Origin of the sequence: Terrirubrum flagellatum (genome assembly GCF_022059845.1) — a bacterium.
Lineage (GTDB): Bacteria > Pseudomonadota > Alphaproteobacteria > Rhizobiales > Beijerinckiaceae > Terrirubrum > Terrirubrum flagellatum.
In genome coordinates this window covers 2,683,046-2,704,912 of record NZ_CP091851.1, presented here as the reverse complement: position 1 = coordinate 2,704,912, position 21,867 = coordinate 2,683,046, and the positions used below count along the sequence as shown (strand labels likewise).

22 protein-coding genes are annotated in these 21,867 nt (G+C 62.1%); 14 read left to right on the top strand and 8 right to left on the bottom strand.

The features are described from left to right. Nucleotide 1: 1 nt before the first annotated feature. From L8F45_RS13145 to L8F45_RS13110, 8 genes are all read left to right on the top strand, one after another. A complete protein-coding gene (locus tag L8F45_RS13145) occupies nucleotides 2–991 on the top strand; it encodes an ABC transporter ATP-binding protein (RefSeq protein WP_342363312.1) in 990 nt (329 codons plus the stop codon). Next, nucleotides 984–1,952: an ABC transporter ATP-binding protein gene (locus tag L8F45_RS13140; RefSeq protein WP_342363311.1), complete on the top strand. Its 969-nt coding sequence runs from the start codon at nucleotides 984–986 to the stop codon at nucleotides 1,950–1,952. The genes L8F45_RS13145 and L8F45_RS13140 overlap by 8 nt, the downstream gene beginning before the upstream one ends. Nucleotides 1,953–2,363: 411 nt before the next feature. After that, the gene (locus L8F45_RS13135; protein ID WP_342363310.1) at nucleotides 2,364–2,807 is read left to right on the top strand and encodes a hypothetical protein; all 444 of its coding nucleotides are present in this window, start codon (nucleotides 2,364–2,366) and stop codon (nucleotides 2,805–2,807) included. Further along, a complete protein-coding gene (locus L8F45_RS13130; protein WP_342363309.1) occupies nucleotides 2,800–4,398 on the top strand; it encodes an ABC transporter substrate-binding protein in 1,599 nt (532 codons plus the stop codon). Before L8F45_RS13135 ends, L8F45_RS13130 begins: the two co-directional genes overlap by 8 nt. Before the next feature lie 55 nt (nucleotides 4,399–4,453). Next, complete coding sequence (locus tag L8F45_RS13125) at nucleotides 4,454–5,407, top strand: ABC transporter permease (RefSeq protein ID WP_342363308.1); 954 nt, start codon at nucleotides 4,454–4,456, stop codon at nucleotides 5,405–5,407. A 3-nt stretch (nucleotides 5,408–5,410) separates the two neighbouring features. After that, nucleotides 5,411–6,289, top strand: coding sequence for an ABC transporter permease (locus tag L8F45_RS13120; protein WP_342363307.1), 879 nt, complete (start codon nucleotides 5,411–5,413; stop codon nucleotides 6,287–6,289). Further along, nucleotides 6,286–7,335 (top strand): ABC transporter ATP-binding protein, encoded by a 1,050-nt coding sequence (locus L8F45_RS13115; RefSeq protein WP_342363306.1) that lies wholly within the window; start codon nucleotides 6,286–6,288, stop codon nucleotides 7,333–7,335. The genes L8F45_RS13120 and L8F45_RS13115 overlap by 4 nt, the downstream gene beginning before the upstream one ends. Next, nucleotides 7,332–8,339 carry an ABC transporter ATP-binding protein gene (locus L8F45_RS13110; protein ID WP_342363305.1) on the top strand — a complete coding sequence of 336 codons (1,008 nt, stop codon included), beginning with the start codon at nucleotides 7,332–7,334 and terminating at the stop codon, nucleotides 8,337–8,339. Before L8F45_RS13115 ends, L8F45_RS13110 begins: the two co-directional genes overlap by 4 nt. Before the next feature lie 177 nt (nucleotides 8,340–8,516). On the opposite strand, the gene L8F45_RS13105 is transcribed toward L8F45_RS13110, so the two are convergent. From L8F45_RS13105 to L8F45_RS13080, 6 genes are all read right to left on the bottom strand, one after another. Continuing rightward, nucleotides 8,517–9,758, bottom strand: coding sequence for a flavin monoamine oxidase family protein (locus tag L8F45_RS13105; RefSeq protein WP_342363304.1), 1,242 nt, complete (start codon nucleotides 9,756–9,758; stop codon nucleotides 8,517–8,519). A gap of 56 nt (nucleotides 9,759–9,814) precedes the next feature. Continuing rightward, on the bottom strand, nucleotides 9,815–10,486 hold the full coding sequence (locus L8F45_RS13100; protein WP_342363437.1) for a 2-hydroxyacid dehydrogenase: 672 nt from the start codon (nucleotides 10,484–10,486) through the stop codon (nucleotides 9,815–9,817). A gap of 293 nt (nucleotides 10,487–10,779) precedes the next feature. Then, nucleotides 10,780–12,057, bottom strand: a complete 1,278-nt coding sequence (locus tag L8F45_RS13095) for a TRAP transporter large permease (RefSeq protein WP_342363303.1) — start codon at nucleotides 12,055–12,057, stop codon at nucleotides 10,780–10,782. After that, nucleotides 12,057–12,533, bottom strand: a complete 477-nt coding sequence (locus tag L8F45_RS13090; protein ID WP_342363302.1) for a TRAP transporter small permease — start codon at nucleotides 12,531–12,533, stop codon at nucleotides 12,057–12,059. The genes L8F45_RS13095 and L8F45_RS13090 overlap by 1 nt, the downstream gene beginning before the upstream one ends. Nucleotides 12,534–12,617: 84 nt before the next feature. Further along, the gene (gene dctP / locus L8F45_RS13085) at nucleotides 12,618–13,619 is read right to left on the bottom strand and encodes a TRAP transporter substrate-binding protein DctP (protein ID WP_342363301.1); all 1,002 of its coding nucleotides are present in this window, start codon (nucleotides 13,617–13,619) and stop codon (nucleotides 12,618–12,620) included. Nucleotides 13,620–13,635: 16 nt separating this feature from the next. Then, nucleotides 13,636–14,325: a GntR family transcriptional regulator gene (locus L8F45_RS13080; protein ID WP_342363300.1), complete on the bottom strand. Its 690-nt coding sequence runs from the start codon at nucleotides 14,323–14,325 to the stop codon at nucleotides 13,636–13,638. A gap of 403 nt (nucleotides 14,326–14,728) precedes the next feature. Between L8F45_RS13080 and L8F45_RS13075 the strand changes: the two genes are divergently transcribed. The 6 genes from L8F45_RS13075 (at nucleotide 14,729) to L8F45_RS13050 (ending at nucleotide 19,903) form a co-directional block, all read left to right on the top strand. Continuing rightward, nucleotides 14,729–14,851, top strand: a complete 123-nt coding sequence (locus L8F45_RS13075) for a hypothetical protein (RefSeq protein ID WP_342363299.1) — start codon at nucleotides 14,729–14,731, stop codon at nucleotides 14,849–14,851. A 226-nt stretch (nucleotides 14,852–15,077) separates the two neighbouring features. After that, complete coding sequence (locus L8F45_RS13070) at nucleotides 15,078–16,325, top strand: MFS transporter (protein WP_342363298.1); 1,248 nt, start codon at nucleotides 15,078–15,080, stop codon at nucleotides 16,323–16,325. A gap of 9 nt (nucleotides 16,326–16,334) precedes the next feature. Continuing rightward, complete coding sequence (locus L8F45_RS13065; RefSeq protein WP_342363297.1) at nucleotides 16,335–17,198, top strand: dihydroorotate dehydrogenase electron transfer subunit; 864 nt, start codon at nucleotides 16,335–16,337, stop codon at nucleotides 17,196–17,198. Continuing rightward, nucleotides 17,195–18,166: a dihydroorotate dehydrogenase gene (locus L8F45_RS13060; protein WP_342363296.1), complete on the top strand. Its 972-nt coding sequence runs from the start codon at nucleotides 17,195–17,197 to the stop codon at nucleotides 18,164–18,166. The genes L8F45_RS13065 and L8F45_RS13060 overlap by 4 nt, the downstream gene beginning before the upstream one ends. Then, nucleotides 18,163–19,458 (top strand): Zn-dependent hydrolase, encoded by a 1,296-nt coding sequence (locus L8F45_RS13055; RefSeq protein WP_342363295.1) that lies wholly within the window; start codon nucleotides 18,163–18,165, stop codon nucleotides 19,456–19,458. The genes L8F45_RS13060 and L8F45_RS13055 overlap by 4 nt, the downstream gene beginning before the upstream one ends. A 97-nt stretch (nucleotides 19,459–19,555) precedes the next feature. After that, nucleotides 19,556–19,903 carry a hypothetical protein gene (locus L8F45_RS13050; protein ID WP_342363294.1) on the top strand — a complete coding sequence of 116 codons (348 nt, stop codon included), beginning with the start codon at nucleotides 19,556–19,558 and terminating at the stop codon, nucleotides 19,901–19,903. Between the two features lie 176 nt (nucleotides 19,904–20,079). On the opposite strand, the gene L8F45_RS13045 is transcribed toward L8F45_RS13050, so the two are convergent. Further along, nucleotides 20,080–20,853 (bottom strand): ABC transporter permease, encoded by a 774-nt coding sequence (locus L8F45_RS13045; RefSeq protein ID WP_342363293.1) that lies wholly within the window; start codon nucleotides 20,851–20,853, stop codon nucleotides 20,080–20,082. A gap of 4 nt (nucleotides 20,854–20,857) precedes the next feature. Continuing rightward, nucleotides 20,858–21,850 (bottom strand): ABC transporter substrate-binding protein, encoded by a 993-nt coding sequence (locus L8F45_RS13040; protein WP_342363292.1) that lies wholly within the window; start codon nucleotides 21,848–21,850, stop codon nucleotides 20,858–20,860. Nucleotides 21,851–21,867: the final 17 nt, after the last annotated feature.

The following is a 21,867-nucleotide window of genomic DNA, read 5'->3' as shown; positions in this document are numbered from 1 at the left end:
GATGGATGCCGCCGCGCCCGCTCCGCTGCTCTCGGTGCGCGATCTGCGCATCGTCTTCGATGGTCGTCGCGGGCCATTGACGGCGCTCGACGGCGTGTCTTTCGACATCGCGCCGGGCGAAGTGCTTGGCGTGGTCGGTGAATCCGGCGCCGGCAAATCGCTCACGGGAACGGCGGTCATCGGCCTCATCGATCCGCCCGGACGCATCGCCGGCGGAAGCATTCATCTCGAGGGCCAGCGCATCGACAATCTTCCCGCGGAGCAGATGCGCAAGCTGCGCGGGCGACGCATCGGCGCGATCTTTCAGGACCCGCTGACCTCGCTTCATCCGATGCTGACGGTCGGCGACCAGCTCGTTGAGACGATCCTCACCCATCTCGATATGACGCGCGCCGAAGCGCGAGCGCGGGCGCTGAACCTTCTCAAGGAGGTCGGCATTCCCGCCGCGGAGACGCGCATCGATCATTATCCTCATCAATTCTCGGGCGGCATGCGCCAGCGCGTCGTGATCGCGCTCGCTTTGTGCGCCGAACCCAAGCTGATCATCGCGGACGAGCCGACGACGGCGCTCGACGTGTCGATCCAGGCGCAGATCACGACGCTGCTGAAACGCATCTGTCGCGAGCATGGCGCGGCGATCATGCTCGTCACGCACGATATGGGCGTGATCGCGGAGACGGCCGATCGCGTCGCGGTGATGTATGCCGGCCGCGTCGTCGAGATCGGTCCCGTGGAAGAAGTGACGCGCCGGCCGCGCCATCCCTACACCGCCGGCCTCATGGCCTCGATCCCGAGCGTGCATACGCGCAATGCGCACCTCAACCAGATCGATGGCGCCATGCCGCGGCTGAATGCGATCCCATCAGGCTGCGCCTTCAATCCACGCTGCAAGGCGCGACAGGATGTCTGTCGCGCAGAGAAACCGGTTTTGCCGCTCGCGCAGCATGCGGCCGCATGCCACTTCCCCGTGATGGCGGGCACCCATGTCTGAGCCGCAAGCCATTCTCGAAGTCGCGGCGGCGTCATGCCGCTTCGACGTGTCGGCGCCGGCCTTCTCGCGGCTGATCTCAGGCCAGCCGCGGCGCATGCTGCGCGCGGTGGAGAATGTGAGCTTCACGGTCGCGCGTGGGACCACTTTCAGCATCGTCGGCGAATCCGGTTGCGGAAAATCAACGCTGGCGCGCATGGTCGTCGGCCTGCAGCAGCCGACCGAAGGCGCTCTGCGCTTTTCCGACATCAGACGCGCCGACGGCTCCGTCGGTTCGCCACGCGTGCAGATGATTTTTCAGGACCCTTACGCGAGCCTCAATCCGCGCTGGCGCGTCGGCGACATCATCGCCGAACCGATCCGCGAACTGAAACTGCGCGCAAGCGGGAGCGAGACGATCGCGCGCGTCGGCGATCTCCTCGAAATCGTCGGCCTGTCGCGTGGCGACGCCGCGCGCTTTCCCCATGAATTCTCCGGCGGCCAGCGCCAGCGTATTTCCATTGCGCGCGCGCTGGCGACCGAAGCGGATTTTCTGGTCTGCGACGAGCCGACCTCGGCGCTCGACGTTTCGGTTCAGGCGCAGATCCTCAATCTCATGGTGCGACTGCAGCGTGAATTTGGACTGACCTATCTCTTCATCAGTCACAACCTCTCGGTCGTCAGACACATGTCGGATCAGCTTGCGATCATGTATCTCGGGCGTTTCGTTGAGACGGGTCCGGCGGAAGAGGTCTTCACGCGACCGAAGCATCCCTACACGCGGCTGCTGCTCGATACGATTCCTGATGTCGAGAAACCGAACCGCGCGCGAAGGCCGATGTCGGGCGAAGTTCCGAGTCCGATTTCTCCGCCGCCGGGCTGCACGTTCCATCCGCGCTGCGGCTCCGTGGTCGCGCGTTGCCGCGAAAAAGCGCCGCTGCTGCGCAGTGAAGGGCCCGTCTCCGTCGCCTGCCATCTCGCCTGAACGCGATCAGCGACGCGCGCCGCTCTTACCATCGGCAAAGTGAGTAGCCAGAGCTGCAGTTGTTCCTCGGGCTCAAATTTTCTCATCGTGACATGCATCGTCTCCGACATCGACTCAGCGCGAGTCGAGAAATCGAGCGGAATCGCTGAAGTCATCAAAGTGCTGGCGCAGATGGATGAGATCACCCGGAGAAATTCTGCCCTCGTCGAGGAGAACACTGCGACCATCAAAGCGCTCGCACACCAGACGGAAGCAATGAGATCGCGAGCGAGCGTCTTCCGAGTAAGCGCGATGGGTAGTGTGGCTCGCTTCGTTCGATGAGGAGCGAACGCTCTTCGGATCAACGGCTTTACAGGGTATCTTTTGTCAACTGGCCCATGACGTTGGGTCGGGCGGCGCGACGAATGCCCCTTGAACGTCGGCTTTCAGGTTCGCGAAGCCGATACCCTTGCCCAGAGCAGGCATCCCCCTGCCAAGCGTGCAGAGGTGGGCCAAGCACATCTCGCCACAGCAGGCGTGGTGCTTTTGGTCACACGCTACTCCGCGCCGGACATCGCGACTCAATTGCTCTTGCTCGCAGCCTTGGCGCCTGGGCCTGCTGCATTGAAGGGCAGAAGAGGCGATTGGGATCACTTCACGTCGCTCAAGGCTCCCGGTCTCGCAGCCGACGCCGCAGCCGCACTGCGGCCTGACATGGGCCGTAGCGTTATCCGCGCCGCAATTTCGTTTGCTGCGGTGTGCGTTCTGCGCTGGTCGTGGAATGAAGCCGACGCATGGTCGGACCAACGACGCCTGCAAGTGGCACGAAGTTTGCGTTCCCTACATAATGGATTTTCCGGGGATAAAGATGCGTAAGCTCGTTTTTGCCGTGGCGTGCCTGCTGCCTCTGACCGCAGCCACGGCGTTTGCGCAGGGAACGCTGCGCATCGGAATGACCGCTTCTGACATCCCTTTGACGACCGGGCAGACTGACAATGGCGGCGAGGGGCAGCGCTTCATGGGCTATACGGTCTATGACGCGCTAATCAATTGGGACTTATCCAGCGCGACAAAGCCCTCTGACCTGACGCCAGGTTTGGCGTTGAGCTGGGCCCTCGATCCGGCCGATACGACCAAAACCAAATGGATTTTCAAGCTGCGTCCCGACGTGAAGTTCCACGATGGTTCCACGTTCACGGCGGAATCCGTCGTCTGGAATTTCGACAAGCTTCTCAAGAACGAGAGTCCGCAGTTCGATCAGCGTCAGTCGGCGCAGGGGAAGTCACGCATCCCTGCGGTCGCCGGATATCGCGCGATTGACCCTCTGACGCTCGAAATCACCACCAAGACGCCTGACGCGACGCTGCCTTATCAGGTTGCGTGGATATTGATGTCCTCGCCGGCGAACTGGGAAAAGCTCGGCAAGAGCTGGGACGCAGTCGCCAAGGCGCCGTCGGGAACAGGCGCCTGGAAGCTTGCGAGCTTCGTTCCGCGCGAGCGCGCGGAACTCATTCCCAATCCAGCCTACTGGGACAAGGCGCGAGTGCCGAAGCTCGAAAAGCTCATTCTCATCCCTCTGCCGGAGCCTAATGCGCGCGTGGCGGCGCTGCGCTCAGGGCAGGTCGACTGGATCGAAGCCCCGTCTCCTGACGCGGTGAAGTCGCTGACGGGCGCGGGCTTCAAGATTGTCACCAACGCCTATCCGCATAACTGGACCTGGCATCTCTCTCGCGCCGAAGGCTCTCCCTGGAACGACATTCGCGTTCGCAAGGCGGCGAATCTGGCGGTCGATCGCGCCGGTATGCAGGAACTGCTGCAGGGGTTGATGATTCCGGCCGAAGGCTTCTTTCCGCCCGGCCATCAGTGGTTCGGAAAGCCGACCTTCAAGGTCGAATACAAGCCCGAGGAAGCCAGGAAGCTGCTGAAAGAGGCTGGCTTTACGCCTGAAAAGCCTCTCGTGACCAAGGTGCTCATCTCCCCGTCCGGCTCGGGACAGATGTTGCCGCTGCCGATGAACGAACTGATCCAGCAGAATCTCGCGGAAGTCGGGATCAAGGTCGACTTTGAGGTTGTCGAGTGGAATCAGCTCATCAACATCTGGCGAGCAGGCGCGAAGGATCCGAGTTCGCGCGGCGGCGCGGCGATGAACTACTCCTACTTCATCCAGGACCCCTTCACCGGCTTCATTCGTCATCTCCAGTGCAATCTCGCGCCGCCTGCCGGCACCAACTGGGGCCTCTATTGCGATCCCGAGATGGACAAGCTGTTCGATCAGGTCCGCAACACGTTTGATCCCAAGGAGCAGACCGCGACGCTGCAGAAGATTCACGAGAAGTATGTGAATGACGCGCTATTCCTGATGGTGACGCACGACGTCAATGCGCGCGCCATGAGCCCGAAGGTGAAAGGCTTCGTGCAGGCTCAGAACTGGTTCCAGGATTTCTCGCCGATCACCATGGACAAGTAGGCTTGATGACGGAGCCGCGCCCGCGGCTCCGTCGCCAGCCAGCGGGAGTGCGTGCTTGTTTATCTATGCGTTGAAGCGGCTCGTCTATGTCACGCCGGTCGCGCTCGGCGTGAGCGTTGTCTGCTTTCTTCTTGTGCATCTCGCGCCGGGCGATCCGCTGACTTCGATCATGCCCATCGATGCGACAGCGCAACAACAGGCGGAAATGCGCGCGGCTTACGGCTTCGATAAGCCGCTGCCCGTGCAATATGGCATCTGGCTGTGGAAGGTTCTGCACGGCGACCTCGGCGCTTCGATCGCCAGCGGCAGGCCCGTGATCTCAGAAGTCGGGCGCGCAGTCGGCAACTCGCTGATCCTCGCTTCGATTGCCACCTTGATCGGCTTCGGCTTCGGCGCCTTCTTCGGTTTTGTCGCGGGATATTTCCGCAACAGCGCGCTCGACCGGGCGGCCTCGATCGCCTCGATTCTCGGAGTCAGCGTTCCCCACTACTGGCTCGGCATGGTCCTGGTCATCGTGTTCTCGGCGACTTTGGGGTGGCTCCCATCGACAGGCGCTGGCCCCGGCGGTTCTACGAACTGGCGGCCGGACTTCGAGCATCTTCGCTATATCATCCTCCCGGCGATCACGATGTCGGCGATCCCGATGGGCATTATCGCGCGCACGCTGCGCGCGCTCGTTGCTGATATTCTCAGTCAGGATTTCGTGCAGGCGTTGCGCGCCAAAGGCATGGGCGAGTGGGCGGTGTTCAAGCATGTCGTTCGCAACGCCGCTCCGACCGCGCTCGCGGTGATGGGACTGCAACTCGGCTATCTGCTTGGCGGATCGATTCTGATCGAAACTGTTTTTGCCTGGCCCGGCACGGGATTTCTGTTGAACACCGCGATCTTCCAGCGCGACCTGCCGCTGTTACAGGGGACTATCCTCGTGCTCGCCATGTTCTTCGTGACGCTCAACCTCATCGTCGACATCCTGCAGACGATGCTCGATCCGCGCATCCAGCGAGGTTGAGCGATGAGCGCAATAGACGCCGCCGCGATTCCACTGGCGAAAAGCCAAAGCTATTGGGCGAGCGTTGGCGCGCGTCTTGTGCGCGACCCCGTCGCGATGGGCGCGCTTGTTGTTATCCTTCTGATCACGCTGGCCGCAGTCTTTGCGCCGTATCTCGCGCCGGCCGATCCGTTCCGCGGGTCGATGGTGCGCAGGCTTCGCCCGATCGGCTTTCAGGGCTATCCGCTTGGCTCCGATGAGCTTGGTCGCGACATGCTGAGTCGTCTGATCTATGGCGGCCGGCTCTCTCTGTTCATGGGCGTGACGCCGGTTATTCTCGCTTTTGGAATCGGATCGGCGATCGGCGTCTTCGCCGCCTATATCGGCGGTTGGGTGAACACCGCCGTGATGCGCGTCATCGACGTCTTCTTCGCTTTTCCCTCCGTGCTGCTGGCGATCGCGCTGTCGGGCGCGCTTGGCGCGGGAATCCTCAATTCGATCGTATCTCTGACCGTCGTGTTCATCCCGCAGATCGCGCGCATCGCCGAAGCGGTGACCACTCAGACGCGCAATCGGGATTTCGTGGAGGCGGCCCGCATTTCCGGCGCGAATGCATTTACAGTGGTGCGCGTGCATGTGCTCGGCAATGTGCTCGGCCCGATCTTCGTCTACGCCACCAGCCTGATCAGCGTCTCGATGATCCTGTCGTCGGGTCTCTCGTTTCTCGGCCTCGGCGTGAAGCCGCCGGAGCCGGAATGGGGCCTGATGCTGAACACGTTGCGCACTGCGATCTATTCGCAGCCGCTCGTGGCCGCGCTGCCGGGCGTCATGATCTTTTTGACCTCCATCTCTTTCAACCTGTTCTCCGATGGGCTGCGCTCGGCGATGGAGGTGCGGCAATGACGCCCGCCGATCCAGTTGCAATGGATGAATCGCGTGATCGCGGCGGCCGGGGAACGGCGCTGCTCGACGTGCGTGGCATGGTCAAGCACTTTGGCGGCAAGCGCTCCTGGTTCGGTCAACCAAGCAACGTGGTGCGCGCGGTCGACGGCGTCGATTTCTCGATCCTGAAGGGCGAGACGCTTGGCGTGGTCGGCGAGTCCGGTTGCGGGAAGTCGACCACCGCCAGACTGGTCATGCAGATTATCAAGCCGGATCAGGGCGAGATTCTCTTTGACGGCGAAGCGGTCGGATCGTCAGCGCTCGATGTCAGGAGCTTCCGACGGCAGGCGCAGATGGTCTTTCAGGACAGCTACGCCTCGCTCAACCCAAGGCTCACTGTCGAAGACACGGTAGCCTTTGGGCCGCGTGTGCATGGCGCGTCGGCGGCGGCGGCCATCTCGAAAGCGCATGATCTCTTGCACCGTGTTGGGCTTGAACCAAAGCGCTTCGCTGGCCGTTATCCGCATGAGATATCAGGCGGCCAGAGGCAGCGCGTAAATATCGCGCGAGCCCTGTCGCTCGAACCACGTCTTCTCATCCTCGATGAGGCGGTGTCGGCGCTCGACAAATCGGTCGAGGCGCAAGTGTTGAATCTCCTGCTCGATTTGAAGCGCGACTTCGGTCTCACCTATATGTTCATCACCCATGACCTCAACGTCGTGCGCTTCATGTCGGATCGCATCATGGTCATGTATCTCGGCAAGGTCGCTGAGATTGGAGCAAGCGAAGCTATCTTCGAGAAACCGCGCCATCCCTACACTGCAGCGCTCTTGTCATCAGTCCCGTCGATGGATCCGGACAAGCGCACTGAGGAAGCGCCGCTTTCCGGCGACCCGCCAAATCCGATCGACCCTCCCGGGGGCTGCCGCTTTCACCCGCGTTGCAAGATGGTCTCGACGCTCTGCAGCCATGCCGAGCCGGCCTTGTCCGATGTCGGGCGCGCGCATCTCGCGGCCTGCCATCTCGCCAATCCCGCTTCGGGCCATCCCAGGCTTGCCGCAGCATGACCACTGCGCCTCCGATCGTTGAAGCAAAAGACCTGACGGTCGATTTCGCCGCGGGCCGCAAGCGTGTTCGCGCTGTGCTTGGCGTCGACCTGTCACTCCGTCCCGGCGAAACGCTTGCGCTTCTTGGCGAGTCCGGATCAGGCAAGAGCGTCACCTTGCGCGCGCTCATGCGCCTGCATCCTAAATCTGCGGTAATCGGCGGCGACATCACGGTCGACGGGCGGAATGTGCTGGCGATGTCCAAGGCGGAGCTCGCGGCGTATCGTGGCCGCACCGTGTCGATGATCTTTCAGGATCCCGGCCTCGCCTTCGATCCCGTGTACAAAGTCGGCGATCAGATTGCCGAGGCGGTGAAGCGTCACGAAGGATGTTCATTCGCCGAAGGCCGCAAGCGCGGTCTTGAACTGTTTGAGCGCGTGCGGATTCCCTCGCCCGAGCGGCGGCTCGACAATTATCCGCACGAAATGTCTGGCGGCATGCGTCAGCGGGCGATGATCGCTTTGGCTCTGGCCTGCCGGCCGAAAGTGCTCCTTGCCGATGAGCCGACCACGGCGCTCGACGCTACCGTTCAGATTCAGGTGCTGCTCCTGCTGCGTGAGCTACAGCGCGAATTCGGCCTCGCGATCGTGTTCGTCACTCACGACATCGGTGTTGCAGTTGAGATCGCGGACAGGATCGCCGTGATGTACACCGGCCGCATCGTGGAAAGCGGTTCTTGCGCCTCAGTCATTCGAAATCCTGCGCATCCCTACACGCGTGGACTTCTGTCTTCCCGCGCCGAGAGCGCGCACGCGAAAGGCGATCGGCTGAAGGCGATTCCTGGTTCGCCGCCGGATCTCGCCGCGCCGCCGCCAGGTTGCGCCTTCGGCCCGCGCTGCGATCGCTTCGTTGACGAATGCGGCGCGGCGACGCCCTTGAGCGTCAAGGTAGGAGACCGGCACGAGGCGCGATGCGTCAGGCTCGAATCGATATTTGATGGCCCGCGCACGCTTGAAGTCACCTAATCTGCGCTTGCCGATTCCCAATCGGAATATAGCGTCTGCGCCGAAGATTTGCAGACGCGATTTCGCGCCAGGGACCAATACCGCTAAACGAGCTGCGGTGCCGGCTGCCGCGCGAATGGGGGCAGGCGTCGTCTAGATTGGCCGCCCCGCGGGCGAGGTGTCGCCCGTGACAGACGATCACGAGCCTTGGAGCGATCTGATCGAAGCGCCGGCGGCCGACTCGCCGCTCATCCACGCCCCGTGGATCGTGGAGTGCGCCTCTTTGGAGCAAGCTTCCCCTGCAAAAAACACGCGATCATCGAGCGGTTCGGCCAGGATAGATCGCTGTCCGGCGCCGCCGGGCGTCGCATAGGAATAAGCCCCGCGCGACCAGGGATCGCCGAGCCAGGCTGAGGCGGCGACCGGCTTCAATTGCGGAATTTGCGAGCCAAGAACATTTTTAAGTTCCGCTTCTGCGAATGCTGTGAGCTCGTTCGTTCCGATGCGCTCAAGTTCCCGAGCGAGTTTGTCGCCAAGGAACATCTCGAGCAGCGGCCTCCCTAGCGGCCGAAGCTGATAGGATCCCGTCGCGCTTTGCGTGGTCGAGCCGAGAAAATGCATGTCATCCGGCCATCCATCGTCACGGCTGCGCCACTCGAAATAGACTTTGTTGTTGGCTCCCAGCGGAAGCGCTTCGAGGGCTGTGAGCTTTTCGGCGGGGAGCATCGGGTGAAAGGCGATCGCATCCGCCGCGAGCACGCCGGTTGACGCCGTCACAATGGCGCACGATGCGCGCAGCGCGCCCGCAGACGTGTCCAACAACACCGGCGACCTGGACCAATCGATCTTGTTCACGACTGCGCCAAAGCGAATGGGAAGATGGCTCGCAAGCTTTTCAAGGAGCGTTCCAAAACCTTCGGTGATCCGCCAGTTGGTGTTGGTGTCGAATGAATTGAGTTTGTCGGCGGTCGATATCCTGTTGGCGTCCGCTCCGGCTCGCCATGTTTGCATCGCGCCCAACACGGCGCGCCAACGGTCATCTGCGCCGAAATGTTGCGAGATTGGTCTGTCCGCCTCGTCGCCTTGCGCTGCGAGGCGAGCGTTGAAGGCGGAGTAGCTCGATTTCCAGTTCTCGATGTCTTGCGAGCTCAGCTTGAGGCGGCCCAGCCGCACGTCCCACGGATCCGGGAGACGAGTGCTGATATGAAAGCCATGCTCGCGCGCGAGATCGGTGAGAGGGTTGCGATCTGCGGAGTGAAGCCAGGCGGCGCCCAGATCGACAATAGCGTTCGCGCTGGTCGGGATCGTCCATGCGCGCCCCCCGGCGCGGGTGCGCGCTTCGATGACGGCGACGGAAAGACCGGCTGCGAGACAGCGGCGCGCGGCCGCGATCCCGGCCGCTCCCGCTCCAACAATGGCGACGTCGACATCGTTCGGCACAGGGCTCTCCTTTTCGACTGCCGTCTCGCGCAGGCGCGGCGCGTCGATTTACGAATTTAGTAACCGCGGGCTCGGTCAAATACGTGTTGCAGCGGCAGCCCCACTTGCATTCGGCGAATGTTTTCGGCGACGGCTCCCGCAGCCGTCGGCGGGTAGAGTTCCGCCGCGATGTGCGGTGTCACGAGGACTTTGGGGTGGCGCCAGTAGGGATGATCATTCGGCAACGGCTCGTGATTGAAGACATCAAGAATGGCTCCGCCGATATGTCCGGAATCGAGCGCTGAAAGAAGATCGGCATCGACGATATGCGCGCCGCGGCCCATATTGATGATGCAGGCGCCGCGCGGCAGCAGCGCCAATGTTTCGGCGTTCAGAATTCCCGCAGTTTCAGACGTCAACGGAAGAACGCAAATCAGGTAGTTGCAGCGTTGAAGCGCAGAGGCGAGGCCCTTGCGTCCGGTATAGCAGGCGATTCCATCGAGAATTTTTGGTGTCCTGCTCCAGCCATGAGTCTCAAAGCCGAAATCGCGCAAACGCTGCGCGATGCGTGATCCAAATTCACCCAATCCGAGCACGCATGCGCGATGTTCTGATGTTCTGACAGCGGGTTGCGGCGCCCAGATCAGCTGGCACTGGCTATCCTGATAATGCGGCATGCGACGATGCAGCCAGAGGGTCGCCATCATCGCATATTCAACCATGGCTTCAGCCTGCGAGGGGTCGGCCATGCGCACGATAGGCAGATGCTCCGGAACGGTTTCATCGAGCAGGATATGATCGACGCCGGCGCTGACGGAGAAGACCGCCTTGAGATTGGGCAAACTCGCGAGCAGGCCGCGAGGCGGCCTCCATACAAAAGCGAAGTCGATTTCGCCGGGATCGCCGTCCTCATCAATGTGACGGAAGGTCAGTTCCGGCATTTGCGACTGCAGCGCGGCGCGCCAAACAGCGTCCCTGACATTGAACAATATTGTCGCCGCTGCGGCCTTCGGCGTTGGCGGAGCTGTGGTTTGAGGAGCCATCAGAACAGCAGATTCGGCAGGAACAGGGTGAGCGGCGGAAAGAAGATCAGGACCGCCAGGACAGCGAGCAATGCGCCGAGGAAGGGCAGCAGCTCCCAGGTGAATTCTTCGACAGAACACTTGGTGATCGAGCAGACGGTATAGACGACTGTTCCAACGGGCGGGTGAACCGAGCCGATGCCGAGATTGAAGACCAGGACGACGCCGAAATGCACCGGATCAATTCCGACTTTCTGAATGATATCGTTCAGAAGCGGCGCCAGAATGACCATCAGAGACAACGACTCCATGATCATGCCGAGGACCAGAAGCGCAATGTTGATGATGACCAGAATGAGATACGGGTTGTTCGAGACGCTCAAAAGATTGGAAACGACAAATTGCGGCACTTCTTCAAGAGTGAGAACGACCGAGAAAGCGGCTGACGCCGCCAATATCACCATCACATTGGCGGTTGTGAAAGCAGACTCCCGGAGGATTTCGTAAACATCCCGCGGCTTCATGCCTCGATAGATCACGAGCCCTACGATGAAAGCGTAGACAGCAGCGATCACGCCGAGTTCGGTCGGCGTGAACCATCCAATTCTCAGGCCGAAGAGCAACAGGACGGGCATCGCCAGAGCCCAGATCGCGCGTCGGCCGCGTTCGACGATTTCGCTAGCGGGCAGGCGTTTATTTCGGGTGGCTCCATAGCCTCGCCGGCTTGCGATGATCCGGACCATGATCATCAGTCCGATGGCGATCAGAAAGGCCGGGATGACGCCGCCGATGAACAATCGGCTGACGGAGGTGCTTGTCAGAAGCCCATAAACGATAAGCCCGATACTGGGCGGCATGATCGGGGCGATCAGGCCGGACGAGGCGCTGATCGCGGATGCGAAACCATTGGTATAGCCTTGGCGACGCATCACCGGGACGATCGTGCGCGCATCGATCGCCGCGTCGGCGTTTGAAGAGCCGGACATTGTGCCGATGAGGAGCGAATTGATCACCGCGACCTGCGCCAGACCGCCGCGCCAATGCCCGACGAGGCCGTCCGCGAAGCCGTAGAGACGCTCGGCGATGCCGCCGCGGGCCATGGCGGCGCCGGCGACGACAAAGAAGGGGATCGCCAGCAACGGGAATGATTCGAGGCTTCCGGTCAGACGTTGCGCAAGAACGCTGGGAGCAATCGGATTGACGGCGAAATAGAGGAGGGAAGAGCCAAGAATAACGAACGCAATGGGCATCCCCGTCGCGAGCAGAACCGCAAAAAGCAGCAGGGTCGCAACGATCATTATTCGATCGAACGCGCGGAGATCTGGCGAACGCCACAAGCAATGTAATAGATTGCGAGAAGCGCGACTGAAATGGCCACGCCAAAGGTCAGAAGCCATTTGGGAAGGCCAAGCAGATCGAAAGTCGTGAATCTGGCCGTCGCGATCTGGCGAATGGCTGCGCGCAAAATGGCCAGACAGATAAGCGCGATCAGGAAATCAACGATAACATCGACCCAGCGGGCGGCCGCCGGCGGCAACAACGATACGAAGTAGCGAACACCGATAAGTTCCTGGCGCCGCGCGGCGCCGATCATGCCGAACCATACCAGCCACACGAACGCGATGACTGCTATTTCATTCGCGGCGTAGAGCGGGGCGGACAAGATCTCGCGGCCCAGAACGTCCAGCGTCACGACGATGATGACGATCGCAAGGAGGACGACAGGAAGCGCGTCGCTGAAAAAGTCAAAAGCTCGTTTGATGATTTGGCGCATCTTTCCCACATCTGAGTCCACTAAGGAGATGTCGCTAGCTTCTTTCGCTGCTGACTATTTACAGCGGCGTTCGCGCATCACGGCTCAACTCGCGGCTGCGATCGCGCGAACCTGCTCATGCAGGCCTTTTGGCCAATCGGCGAAACCGGCGTAGAAACTTCGGGTCGCGTCCCGGTAGGCGGGAATGTCAGCTGATGCGAATGCGACGCCTTCCTTCTCGAACTCTCGGCGAACTTCAGCGGCTTTCTCGTCCGCGCGGCGGGCGATCTCCGCTCCGCCCTTCTGGAATTCTTCGAGGAGAATGGCGCGATCAGCCTCCGCCAATCCGTCGAATGCCTTGCTTGACATCACCCAGCCGGTGAACAGCGTAAAGTGGGCGGTCAATGTGATGTTCTTCACCACTTCGTACCAGCGATTAGCGCGAATGCCGAGCAGCGGCGATTCGGCCGCCGCGACCACGCCCTGCGCGAGCGCGGAATAAGTTTCGGACGCCTCCACTGTTGTGGGAATGGCGCCGAGCGGCTCGAACGTTTTCCGCCAGCTCGGAACCGGCGGGACTCTGATTTTGACGCCTTTCATATCGGAAGGCTTCGGATAGGCCGCCTTGCCGATGAGATGGCGCTGGCCGTCGAACCAATTGAGCGCGAGCACGCGCACGCTGGCCTTGGCCGCGAGGCGATCGCACCAGCCTTGCACGAGGCTTGACGCAGCGAGACGCTGACCCTCCACGATTGAATCGACAATGAAGGGGCCGCCAAGGATGGAGAGTTCCGGCACGCCGAAGCCGGAGAGATAGGCTGCGTCGGCGTATGTGATGATCGGCTCGCCCTGGCTCGCCTGCTCGATCATCTCGGTCGTCGTGCCGAGTTGGCCGGCCGGAAACAGCTTGATTGCGACCCGCCCCGCGCATCGCGCGATGACGCGCTCGGCGGTTTCGGCGCCGACCTTGTGCATTTCGGAGGTCGGCTGGTTCACATGTGCGAGCCGGATCGTCGCGACCTGCTGCGCGCGGCCCTGTCTCACAGCGGACGGCGCGGCGATGGATCCCATGAGGCCTGTGAGAAGCAACCTTCGCGTCGCCTGCATCCTGGGCCTCCCTCGGCTAGTCATTGCTCTTGATGTGTTCGAACACGCGCCTCAGATTGCGGCGGCCATCTTCGATATGCTCGGACAAGCAAAGCTGTGCAGCGGCCGAGTCGCCGGAGCGAATGGCGTCGACAATCTTGAGATGGCCTGCCGCAGCGAACGCCAGATCGCCGTAGCAACCCTGCGCGAACAGCAGCGCGAAGTTCATGTCGAAGCGCAGTCTTCCGAAGGCTTCGACGAGGCGGCTGCTGCCGCTGGCGTCGACGATGCGTGCGTGGAAATCGAGATCCGCGGCGATGACGCTGCGGACGTCTTCTGCGCTCGCGGCGCGCCCAAGTTCGCTGATGGCCGCTTGCAGTTGAGCCACAGTTGCGTCGGAAGGCCGCGCCATGAGTTCCGACAGCGAAAAAATCTCGATGCAGCGTCGCGCGGTATAGATGTCGTCGATCGTTTCTGCGGTGAGCGCGCGGACATAGGTGCCTCGCCGGGGGAGAGAGACCAGCGCGCCCCGCTCTGTAAGGATGCGAAAAGCCTCGCGCAGGGGCGAGCGGCCGACGCCAAGTTGCGCCGAGAGATCATTTTCGACCAACCGCTGTCCCGGCCGCAACCGGCCGTCGCCGATCATTCGGAAGATCGCTTCAGTCGTCAGTCGGACGAGCGAAAGTTCGCGGAGCTCGGCCGGGCTGGAGATGAGATCGCTCATCATGGCGCGCGGCTTGAGACCGGCTGAATGCTGGCGCGTCCGTACAACTACCGCTCCATGTTGCGCAGCTCACCGCAAACCGCCTCCAATGCCCATTTCGGACTAATGACGGCGGCCATAAAGAGAACATAACGTCGATTGTCGACAGTCGTCAACAGGCATTGAATGGGTGAGCGCCATCCGAGGCCATCGTCGAGTGTCACAGGCCCAAGCCGGCGCAACGCCCCGCGCGAACCAGGCTGCCTGATGGTCGACGGTCAAAGAGGCGCATTCGGGAGCTTGGCGCGAGCGGCGAATTCTGCCGGATGCGCGCGCCCGTTTGCTCGGCGCTCACATCGCGTGAGCGCGTGAGTTCAATAACGCATCGCTATCGGGCGCGGTCGCTTCCCGCAAGGCGAAGGCGGCCATGCCTGGTCTCGGCGAAGCGCTGCTCGTCGAGCTTTTGGCGCTGCGCGCCGGCATGATCGCCGCAAGACCGGGCCACGCGCACCGTGACCGGGCCTTGCACGAAATTTGGTCTCAAAAATGATATTATAGTCTTTAAATATAGATAAATCTCATATATGAAGAAGCTAAGGCACCCGCGATAAGGGCTGGGTCGCCGCGAAGGATTCCGCCAAAGCGCACTGTTCGGCTGTGAACGGCGCGCAGGGCCTTCCACGAGGGGCTTTGGCGAGACGCTCAAAGTTGTAGCCGGCGGCGCGCGCGCCGGCGTCCGTTACGCCGTGCTCAGCGAACCGAGGGGGATTTCAGCTGTGAGTGACAACCAGGCCGCAATCGCGGATTTCAACCAATTACTGGATCCTGCCGAGGTCGACGGCGCTGGTCGGAAGGCGCTTTGGGGAGCCGCCATCGGCTACGCCATGGATGGCTTCGACCTTCTGATCCTGGGCTTTATGCTCCGGCCAATTTCAGCGGATCTGCAGCTTAGCCAAGCGCAGGCGGCCTCACTGGTGACTGCGACGCTGGTCGGCGCCGTCCTGGGAGGCATTGGTTTCGGCATGCTCTCGGACCGGATTGGCCGAGTGCGGGTGCTAACCTGGACGATCGTCTTGTTCGCAATCTTCACCGGCATGTGTGCACTTGCGCAGGGCTATTGGGATCTGTTGGCTTACCGGACGATTGCGGGGCTGGGCCTCGGCGGAGAATTCGGCATCGGCATGGCGCTGGTCGCCGAAGCTTGGCCGGCCGCCAAGCGGGCGCGCGCTTCCTCCTATGTCGGCTTGGGTTGGCAACTCGGCGTGTTGGCCGCGGCGATCGCGACTCCCATCCTGCTGCCGCTGATCGGATGGCGCGGCATGTTCGCCATCGGGATCGCGCCGGCGGTCATCGCCTATTTCATTCGCCATTCGCTGCACGAACCCGAGGTGTTTGTCGTGCGAAGCAAGGATCGGCGGCCGGAATCGTCGTTGCGCGCGCTGGTGAAGGATTGGCCTGCGACCAGGATCAGCATCGGCATGACAATCCTCTGTTCGGTTCAAAACTTCGGCTACTACGGCGTCATGATCTGGCTGCCGAACTATCTCGCATCGCGGTTCGGCTTCGCCCTGACGCAATCGGCCGTGTGGACTGCAGTGACCATCGCCGGCATGGCGGCGGGCATCCTCGCCTTCGGGCATATCGCGGATCGGATCGGCCGTCGGCCAGCCTTTTTCGCTTATATGCTTGGCGCAGCGCTCATGGTCGTCGTTTATTCGCGGCTCACCGACCCTTTCCAGCTTCTCGTGACGGGCGCCGTGATGGGCTTTTTCGTCAACGGAATGCTTGGCGGTTACGGCGCGCTGATCAGCGAGCTCTTTCCCACGACCGCCCGGGCGACAGCGCAGAACATGCTCTTCAACATTGGCCGCGGCGTTGGCGGATTCGGCCCCGTCGTGGTCGGCGCGGTCGCTTCGGCTTATGGTTTCGAGACCGCTATTGCGCTGCTCGCGATACTCTACGTCCTCGACATTTTTGCGATGTGGCTCCTGATCCCGGAGCGACGTGGCGTCGCGCTGGCGTGAGGTGTTGAGATGGCATTCACCGCCGCCATACAGCCTGACGCGGCGACAAGCCGCGTCACAGGGTCTGCCCGCTGGAAGCCCGACATCGTCGCCGAACTCGCGCCCGTCATCCGCAATGACGCCGTCAACGCCGAATATCGTCACCTCGTCGTCAGTTGCAGCGATGTGGCGGCCGCTGCGACGCCAGGCCAGTTCTTCCAACTGCTTTGTCCGCATCCAGCGGGCGAGCAACCTTTCCTCCGCCGGCCCATGAGTGTTTACGGCGCCGATCCGGCGAACCGTCAGCTCGAGTTCCTCTACAAGGTCGCCGGCGCAGGCACGCGCGGCCTCGACACTTTGAGAGCCGGCGATACGCTTGATATCATGGGGCCGCTTGGCGTCGGCTTTACTTTAGACCCGTCATGGCGGCGCATCGTTGCGATCGGGCGGGGCGCTGGGCTCGCGACGCTCGCGCCCCTCGCGCTGGCTGCGAAACGCAAAGGCGTCCATGTCACCGCGATCCTCAGTGCGCGCCGGCCGGAGCTCCTGGTTTCAGTCGATCTGTTCCGGGCGCACGGCGCCGACGTGATTTCCGTGACCGACGCCGAACAGTCGAGCGGTCCAACCAATGTCGAGCGCATTTTGCGCCAGTTGATCGTCGAAGAACGCTGCGATGCATTCTTTACCTGCGGATCGAGCAGATTGATGCGCGTCCAGCAGCGCCTCGCCAAGGAATTCGGCCTGAGGGGACAAATTGCGATGGAGCAGCAAATGGCTTGCGGAATCGGGCTTTGCCACTGCTGCGTGCGCGACTTCAACGTCAACGGAGAAATTGTCAGCCGGCGCGTCTGCTGGGACGGACCCGTGTTCGATCTCTCGGAGGCGCTGCCATGAACGCAGTGACGAGAGCGACGATGGTCGATCTTTCCGTTGAGGTCGGCGGACTCGCCTTGCGCAATCCGGTTATGCCGGCTTCGGGCACTTTCGCCGAGGGGCTCGAGAGAGTCATCGATTTCAATCTGCTTGGCGCGATTGTGACCAAGACGATCACCCGCGAGCTTCGCGCCGGCAATCCGTTGCCGCGCATCGTCGAGCGGCCGGGCGGCCTCATCAACGCTATTGGCATTCCTTCGCAAGGCGTTCCTTATTTCCTTGAAGAAACGATGCGACACTACGCGGCCTGCGACGCGCCGCTGGTCGTTTCCATCTCAGCGCCGACAGCGGAAGGATTCGCCAGTTTGGCGACAGAGTTGTCGATTCCCGGCGTCGCCGCGATTGAGGCGAACATTTCCTGTCCGAACATTGAGGAAGACGGCAAGGCGTATGCAATACGCGCCGACTCCACCGAAAAAGTGACACGCGAATTGCGCAACGCGACGAAATTGCCACTTTGGGTGAAACTCACGCCCAACACGGGCGACATTGCAGAGGTCGCGCGGGCGGCCGAGGCTGCCGGAGCGGACGCCGTCGTCGTCGCTAACACGATCCTGTCGATGGCGATCGATATCAAGACCTTCAGGCCCTGCCTCGGCAATGTGATGGGCGGGTTGTCTGGCCCTGCGATCAAGCCGATCATCCTGCGTCAGGTTTTCCAATGCGCAAAAGCAGTGAAGATTTCTATTATCGGCTGCGGCGGCGTTTCCACCGCTGAAGATGTCGTCGAGTATATGCTGGCCGGCGCGAGCGCTGTTCAGGTCGGGACCGCGACTTTCCTTCAGCCGGCGGCGATGACCACGATCGTGAGCGATCTTGGGGCTTTCTGTCTGCGTCGCGAAATCCCGCGTGTGACGGATATCGTCCGCGGCGTCGTGATCGAGGAAGCTGACGAGCCGGATCTGGCGTGGGTGAATCCGCGGCCATGACAACCGCGATCGCCGAGAGGCGTAACCTGCGCCAGGGCGACGAAGATGATCGCGTGCTGGCGGAGAGGTTGTTCAACTTGCTCCGCGAGCAAACAACTGACGGCGTCGGCGTTACGCGAGAGGCCTACAGCAGGCGCGAGTCGCTGGCGCTCGATATCGTCGAGAAAGAGGCGCGCGCGCTCGGCTTGACGACGCACCGCGATGCCGGGGCCCATCTCGTGATTACGTTCGCGGGCGCCGATCCGGATCTGCCGTTTCTCGCCTGCGGATCGCATCTTGATTCTGTGCCCCAGGGAGGAAATTTCGACGGAGCGGCGGGCGTCGTCGCTGGTCTCGTTATCCTGGCGCGATTTCGTAGAGAAGGATGGACGCCGCGGCGAACGATCAAGGTCTATGGGCTGCGTGGAGAGGAAAGCTCGCGTTTCGGCAAAGCGTATATGGGCTCAAGCGCATTGTTCGGGAAGCTCTCTGCCGCCGATCTTGCTGCGCAGGAGGCGGGTTCCGGGCGCACGCTGGCGGAGTGCATGGCCGAGGTTGGCGTTGACGTTGCGCGCGTCGCTGCTGGGAGCGCCATCCTCGATCCGCGTTCGGTCTTCGCGTGGATCGAGCTGCATATCGAGCAAGGGCCTGTTCTGACCGCGCAGGGACTGCCGATCGGAATTGTCGCCGGGATTCGCGGCAACATCCGTCATCGTTCGGTGGAATGCGTCGGCGAGGCCGGCCATTCCGGCGCGGTGCCTCGCTGGTTGCGGCGCGACGCGGTCTTTGCGACGGCCGAGTTGATCGCTCGTCTCGACCGACGCTGGCGCGCCCTGCTGGAGCACGGCCATGACCTTGTCGTGACCTGCGGCGTCCTCGGCACCGATCCAAAGGAGCACGCCATTGCGCGCATTCCTGGCGCGATCGCCTTTTCTTTCGAAGCGCGCAGCCAGAGCCAAGATACATTGGAGGCGTTTTACACGCTCTTTGTTTCAGAGTGCGGACTGATTGGCGAAGAGCGCAAGGTCGCATTCAGATTCGACCGCCGTCTTGAAACGGCTCCCGCCGCGATGGACGCGAAATGGATTGAACGACTCAAGGCCGCGGCTCGCAGCCTCGGTCTGCCTGACGAGGAAATCTCAAGCGGGGCCGGACACGACGCCGCGGTTTTCGCCAACGCTGGCGTTCCAAGCGCAATGGTCTTCGTCCGAAACCAGCATGGTTCGCATAATCCGCGCGAGGCGATGGCGATCGAGGATTTTCTCGCCGGGGTCGCGGTGATGCGAGCAGCGATCAAGGAGGCTGTGGAATAAATGCGTCCGGCTGCGCGCGGCGAACAACCAGCGAAAAGGGACACAAATTGCGGGAGGAGACCGCAGCAGGAAGCTGACGAATTGAGGATCGAAAGAGATGAACGATCTCCTGAACTGGATAATTTCGCAGGGTTGGGGCGCTGACGCGTATGGCGAATTTCGAGCGCGGGCGGCTCGGTTGAGAACGGTAGAACCAGACAACGCGGCCGCTCTCCGCATATTGGCCGACCTCGCCGGCCGTTTTGCTGACGCCTATGCCGGCGAGCCTCTCTCGATAGACATCGCCGCGAAAGTTCGCGCTCAACTGCTCGATATCCTTGAAGCGGCTATCGAGAACAGCTCGGCCTCCGCGCCAGAGCGTCTGGCCTTTCTGAATGAGATCAGTAAAATCGATGCTCTCGATGGCGCAGAGTCGATCGCATTGCCGCGTCGTCACTCGGTATAATGCATTCATGCGTTCGCTCGAGGCGACGCTGAGCGCAGTGAATCATGGGATGCGTCTCATAGCGTGGCGCTGACGAAAATCGAACACGACCGCGGTTTTGAATCTTATCTCGCGACCAAAGGCGTAAGACGGGCGGACTATGCGCGGATGAAACATACAAGTCCGCGACCTTACATCTATCCGGCGGCCTCCTGGATGATCTGGCTCTCATGCCAGCCGAGCAGGCGCCGTTCCGTGAGCCGGACGGCCTCGTGCAGCGCCCAGCCCATGACGCAGAGCATGAGGATCGCCGCGATCACCACGCCGGCGTCGTTATTCTCCTGGCCGAGGCTGAGGAGATAGCCAAGGCCGTAGGTCGCGCCCATGAGCTCGCCGACCACGGACGCCGTCATGGCCTGGGTGGAGGCGATCTTGAGCCCGGCGAAGACCGGCGGGGCGGCGAAGGGGAGTTCGATCCGCCGGAACCGGGTCCAGGCGGAGAGTTTGAGCAGGCGAGCGAGATCGCGATAGCTCTTGTCGACGCCGGAGAGGCCGGCGACCGTCCCCGCCATCACGGGGAAGAAGGCGACGATCGCGATCAGCACGACCTTGGGGCCGAGCCCCAGCCCCAGCCACAGCAACAGCAGCGGCGCGATGGCGATTTTGGGCGCGGTCTGGAGCAGCAGGATCAGCGGCGACAGGAGCCGGCCGAGCAGGGGAATGCGGGCGAACAGCCAGCCGCAGAGCAGCCCGGCCGCAGCGCCGATCGCCGACCCCGCGAGCACTTCGGTCAGGGTCGCCGCGATATGGCGTGACAGTTCCGCGCTGCCGGCGAGCAGTGCGAACTTCTGCGCCACGACGAACGGCAAGGGCAGCAAATAGGCCGGCATTTTGAAGACGACGACCGCAAGCTGCCACAGCGCCAGCGCGCCGAGGACGACGGCGAGACGTTGTAGCGCCGCGCGCGCCATCGTTTCAGGCCGCCACGTCCGCAGGCTGGATCACGAGATCCGCCGCCTTGAAGCCTTTGTCGATCACTTTGTATTCCGCGAGAATATCGATGTTGCTCTGCCACGCTGCGAGATCGCCGGCGCCGAGCCCCTTCACCTTCGTCAGCGGGCTTTGCCAGATCGACGGCGCGAAGGATTCGTTGAACGCCTTCGCGAGAATCGCCTCCTGTCCCTTCCATGTCGGCGCGTGCTTTTCGATCGCAAGCGCGATCGCCTCGTCGACATGGCCGGTGATGACCCATGTCAGCGCTTCGTCCAACGCCGCGATGAAGCCCTTCACAACCTTCGCTTTCGACTTCAGCGTCGATTCGCCTGTCACGACGACATTGCCGAAGGACGGCAGGAAGTCGTTCGACGAGATCATGCCGACCTGAACGCCATCGGCTTCGAGATTGTATTTGCGTAGCTCGGAGAAGACGATCGCATCGACCTGATCGGCTTGCAGCGCTTGCACGATCGCGCCGGTCGCGATCACTTCGACCTTCACGTCGTTCAGTGTAAGCCCCGCCTTCTTCAGTCCGACCTGTAACTGCAGATAGTTCGGGCTGCCGAGGCTCGTCACGGCCAGCGTCTTGCCCTTGAGATCGGCGAAGCTCTTGAAGCCCTTCGCCGCCTTGAACAGGGTCGCGCCGATGCCGCGCTGATAGGTCGTATGGACCACCTTCGCCGGCAGCCCGCTCGCCTTCGCAGCGATGACAGCGTCGCCGTTCGGAAATCCAAGCTCCGCATTGCCGACCGCGACATTGCGCATGATGTCGGCGGCTGCGGCGTAGATGATGCGGAGATCGACGCCGTTCTTTGCGAACATGCCTTTCTCCTGCGCCACATAGATCGGCGCGTAGAAGGGCACGGCGGCGCCGTCGATCTGCAGCGTCGCGGATTGCGCGCCCTGCGCAATGGCGAAGCGCGGCAGGCTTGCGGCGGCTGCGGCTCCGGCGAGGAAGGTGCGGCGTTTCATGAAACTCTCCTGCGATC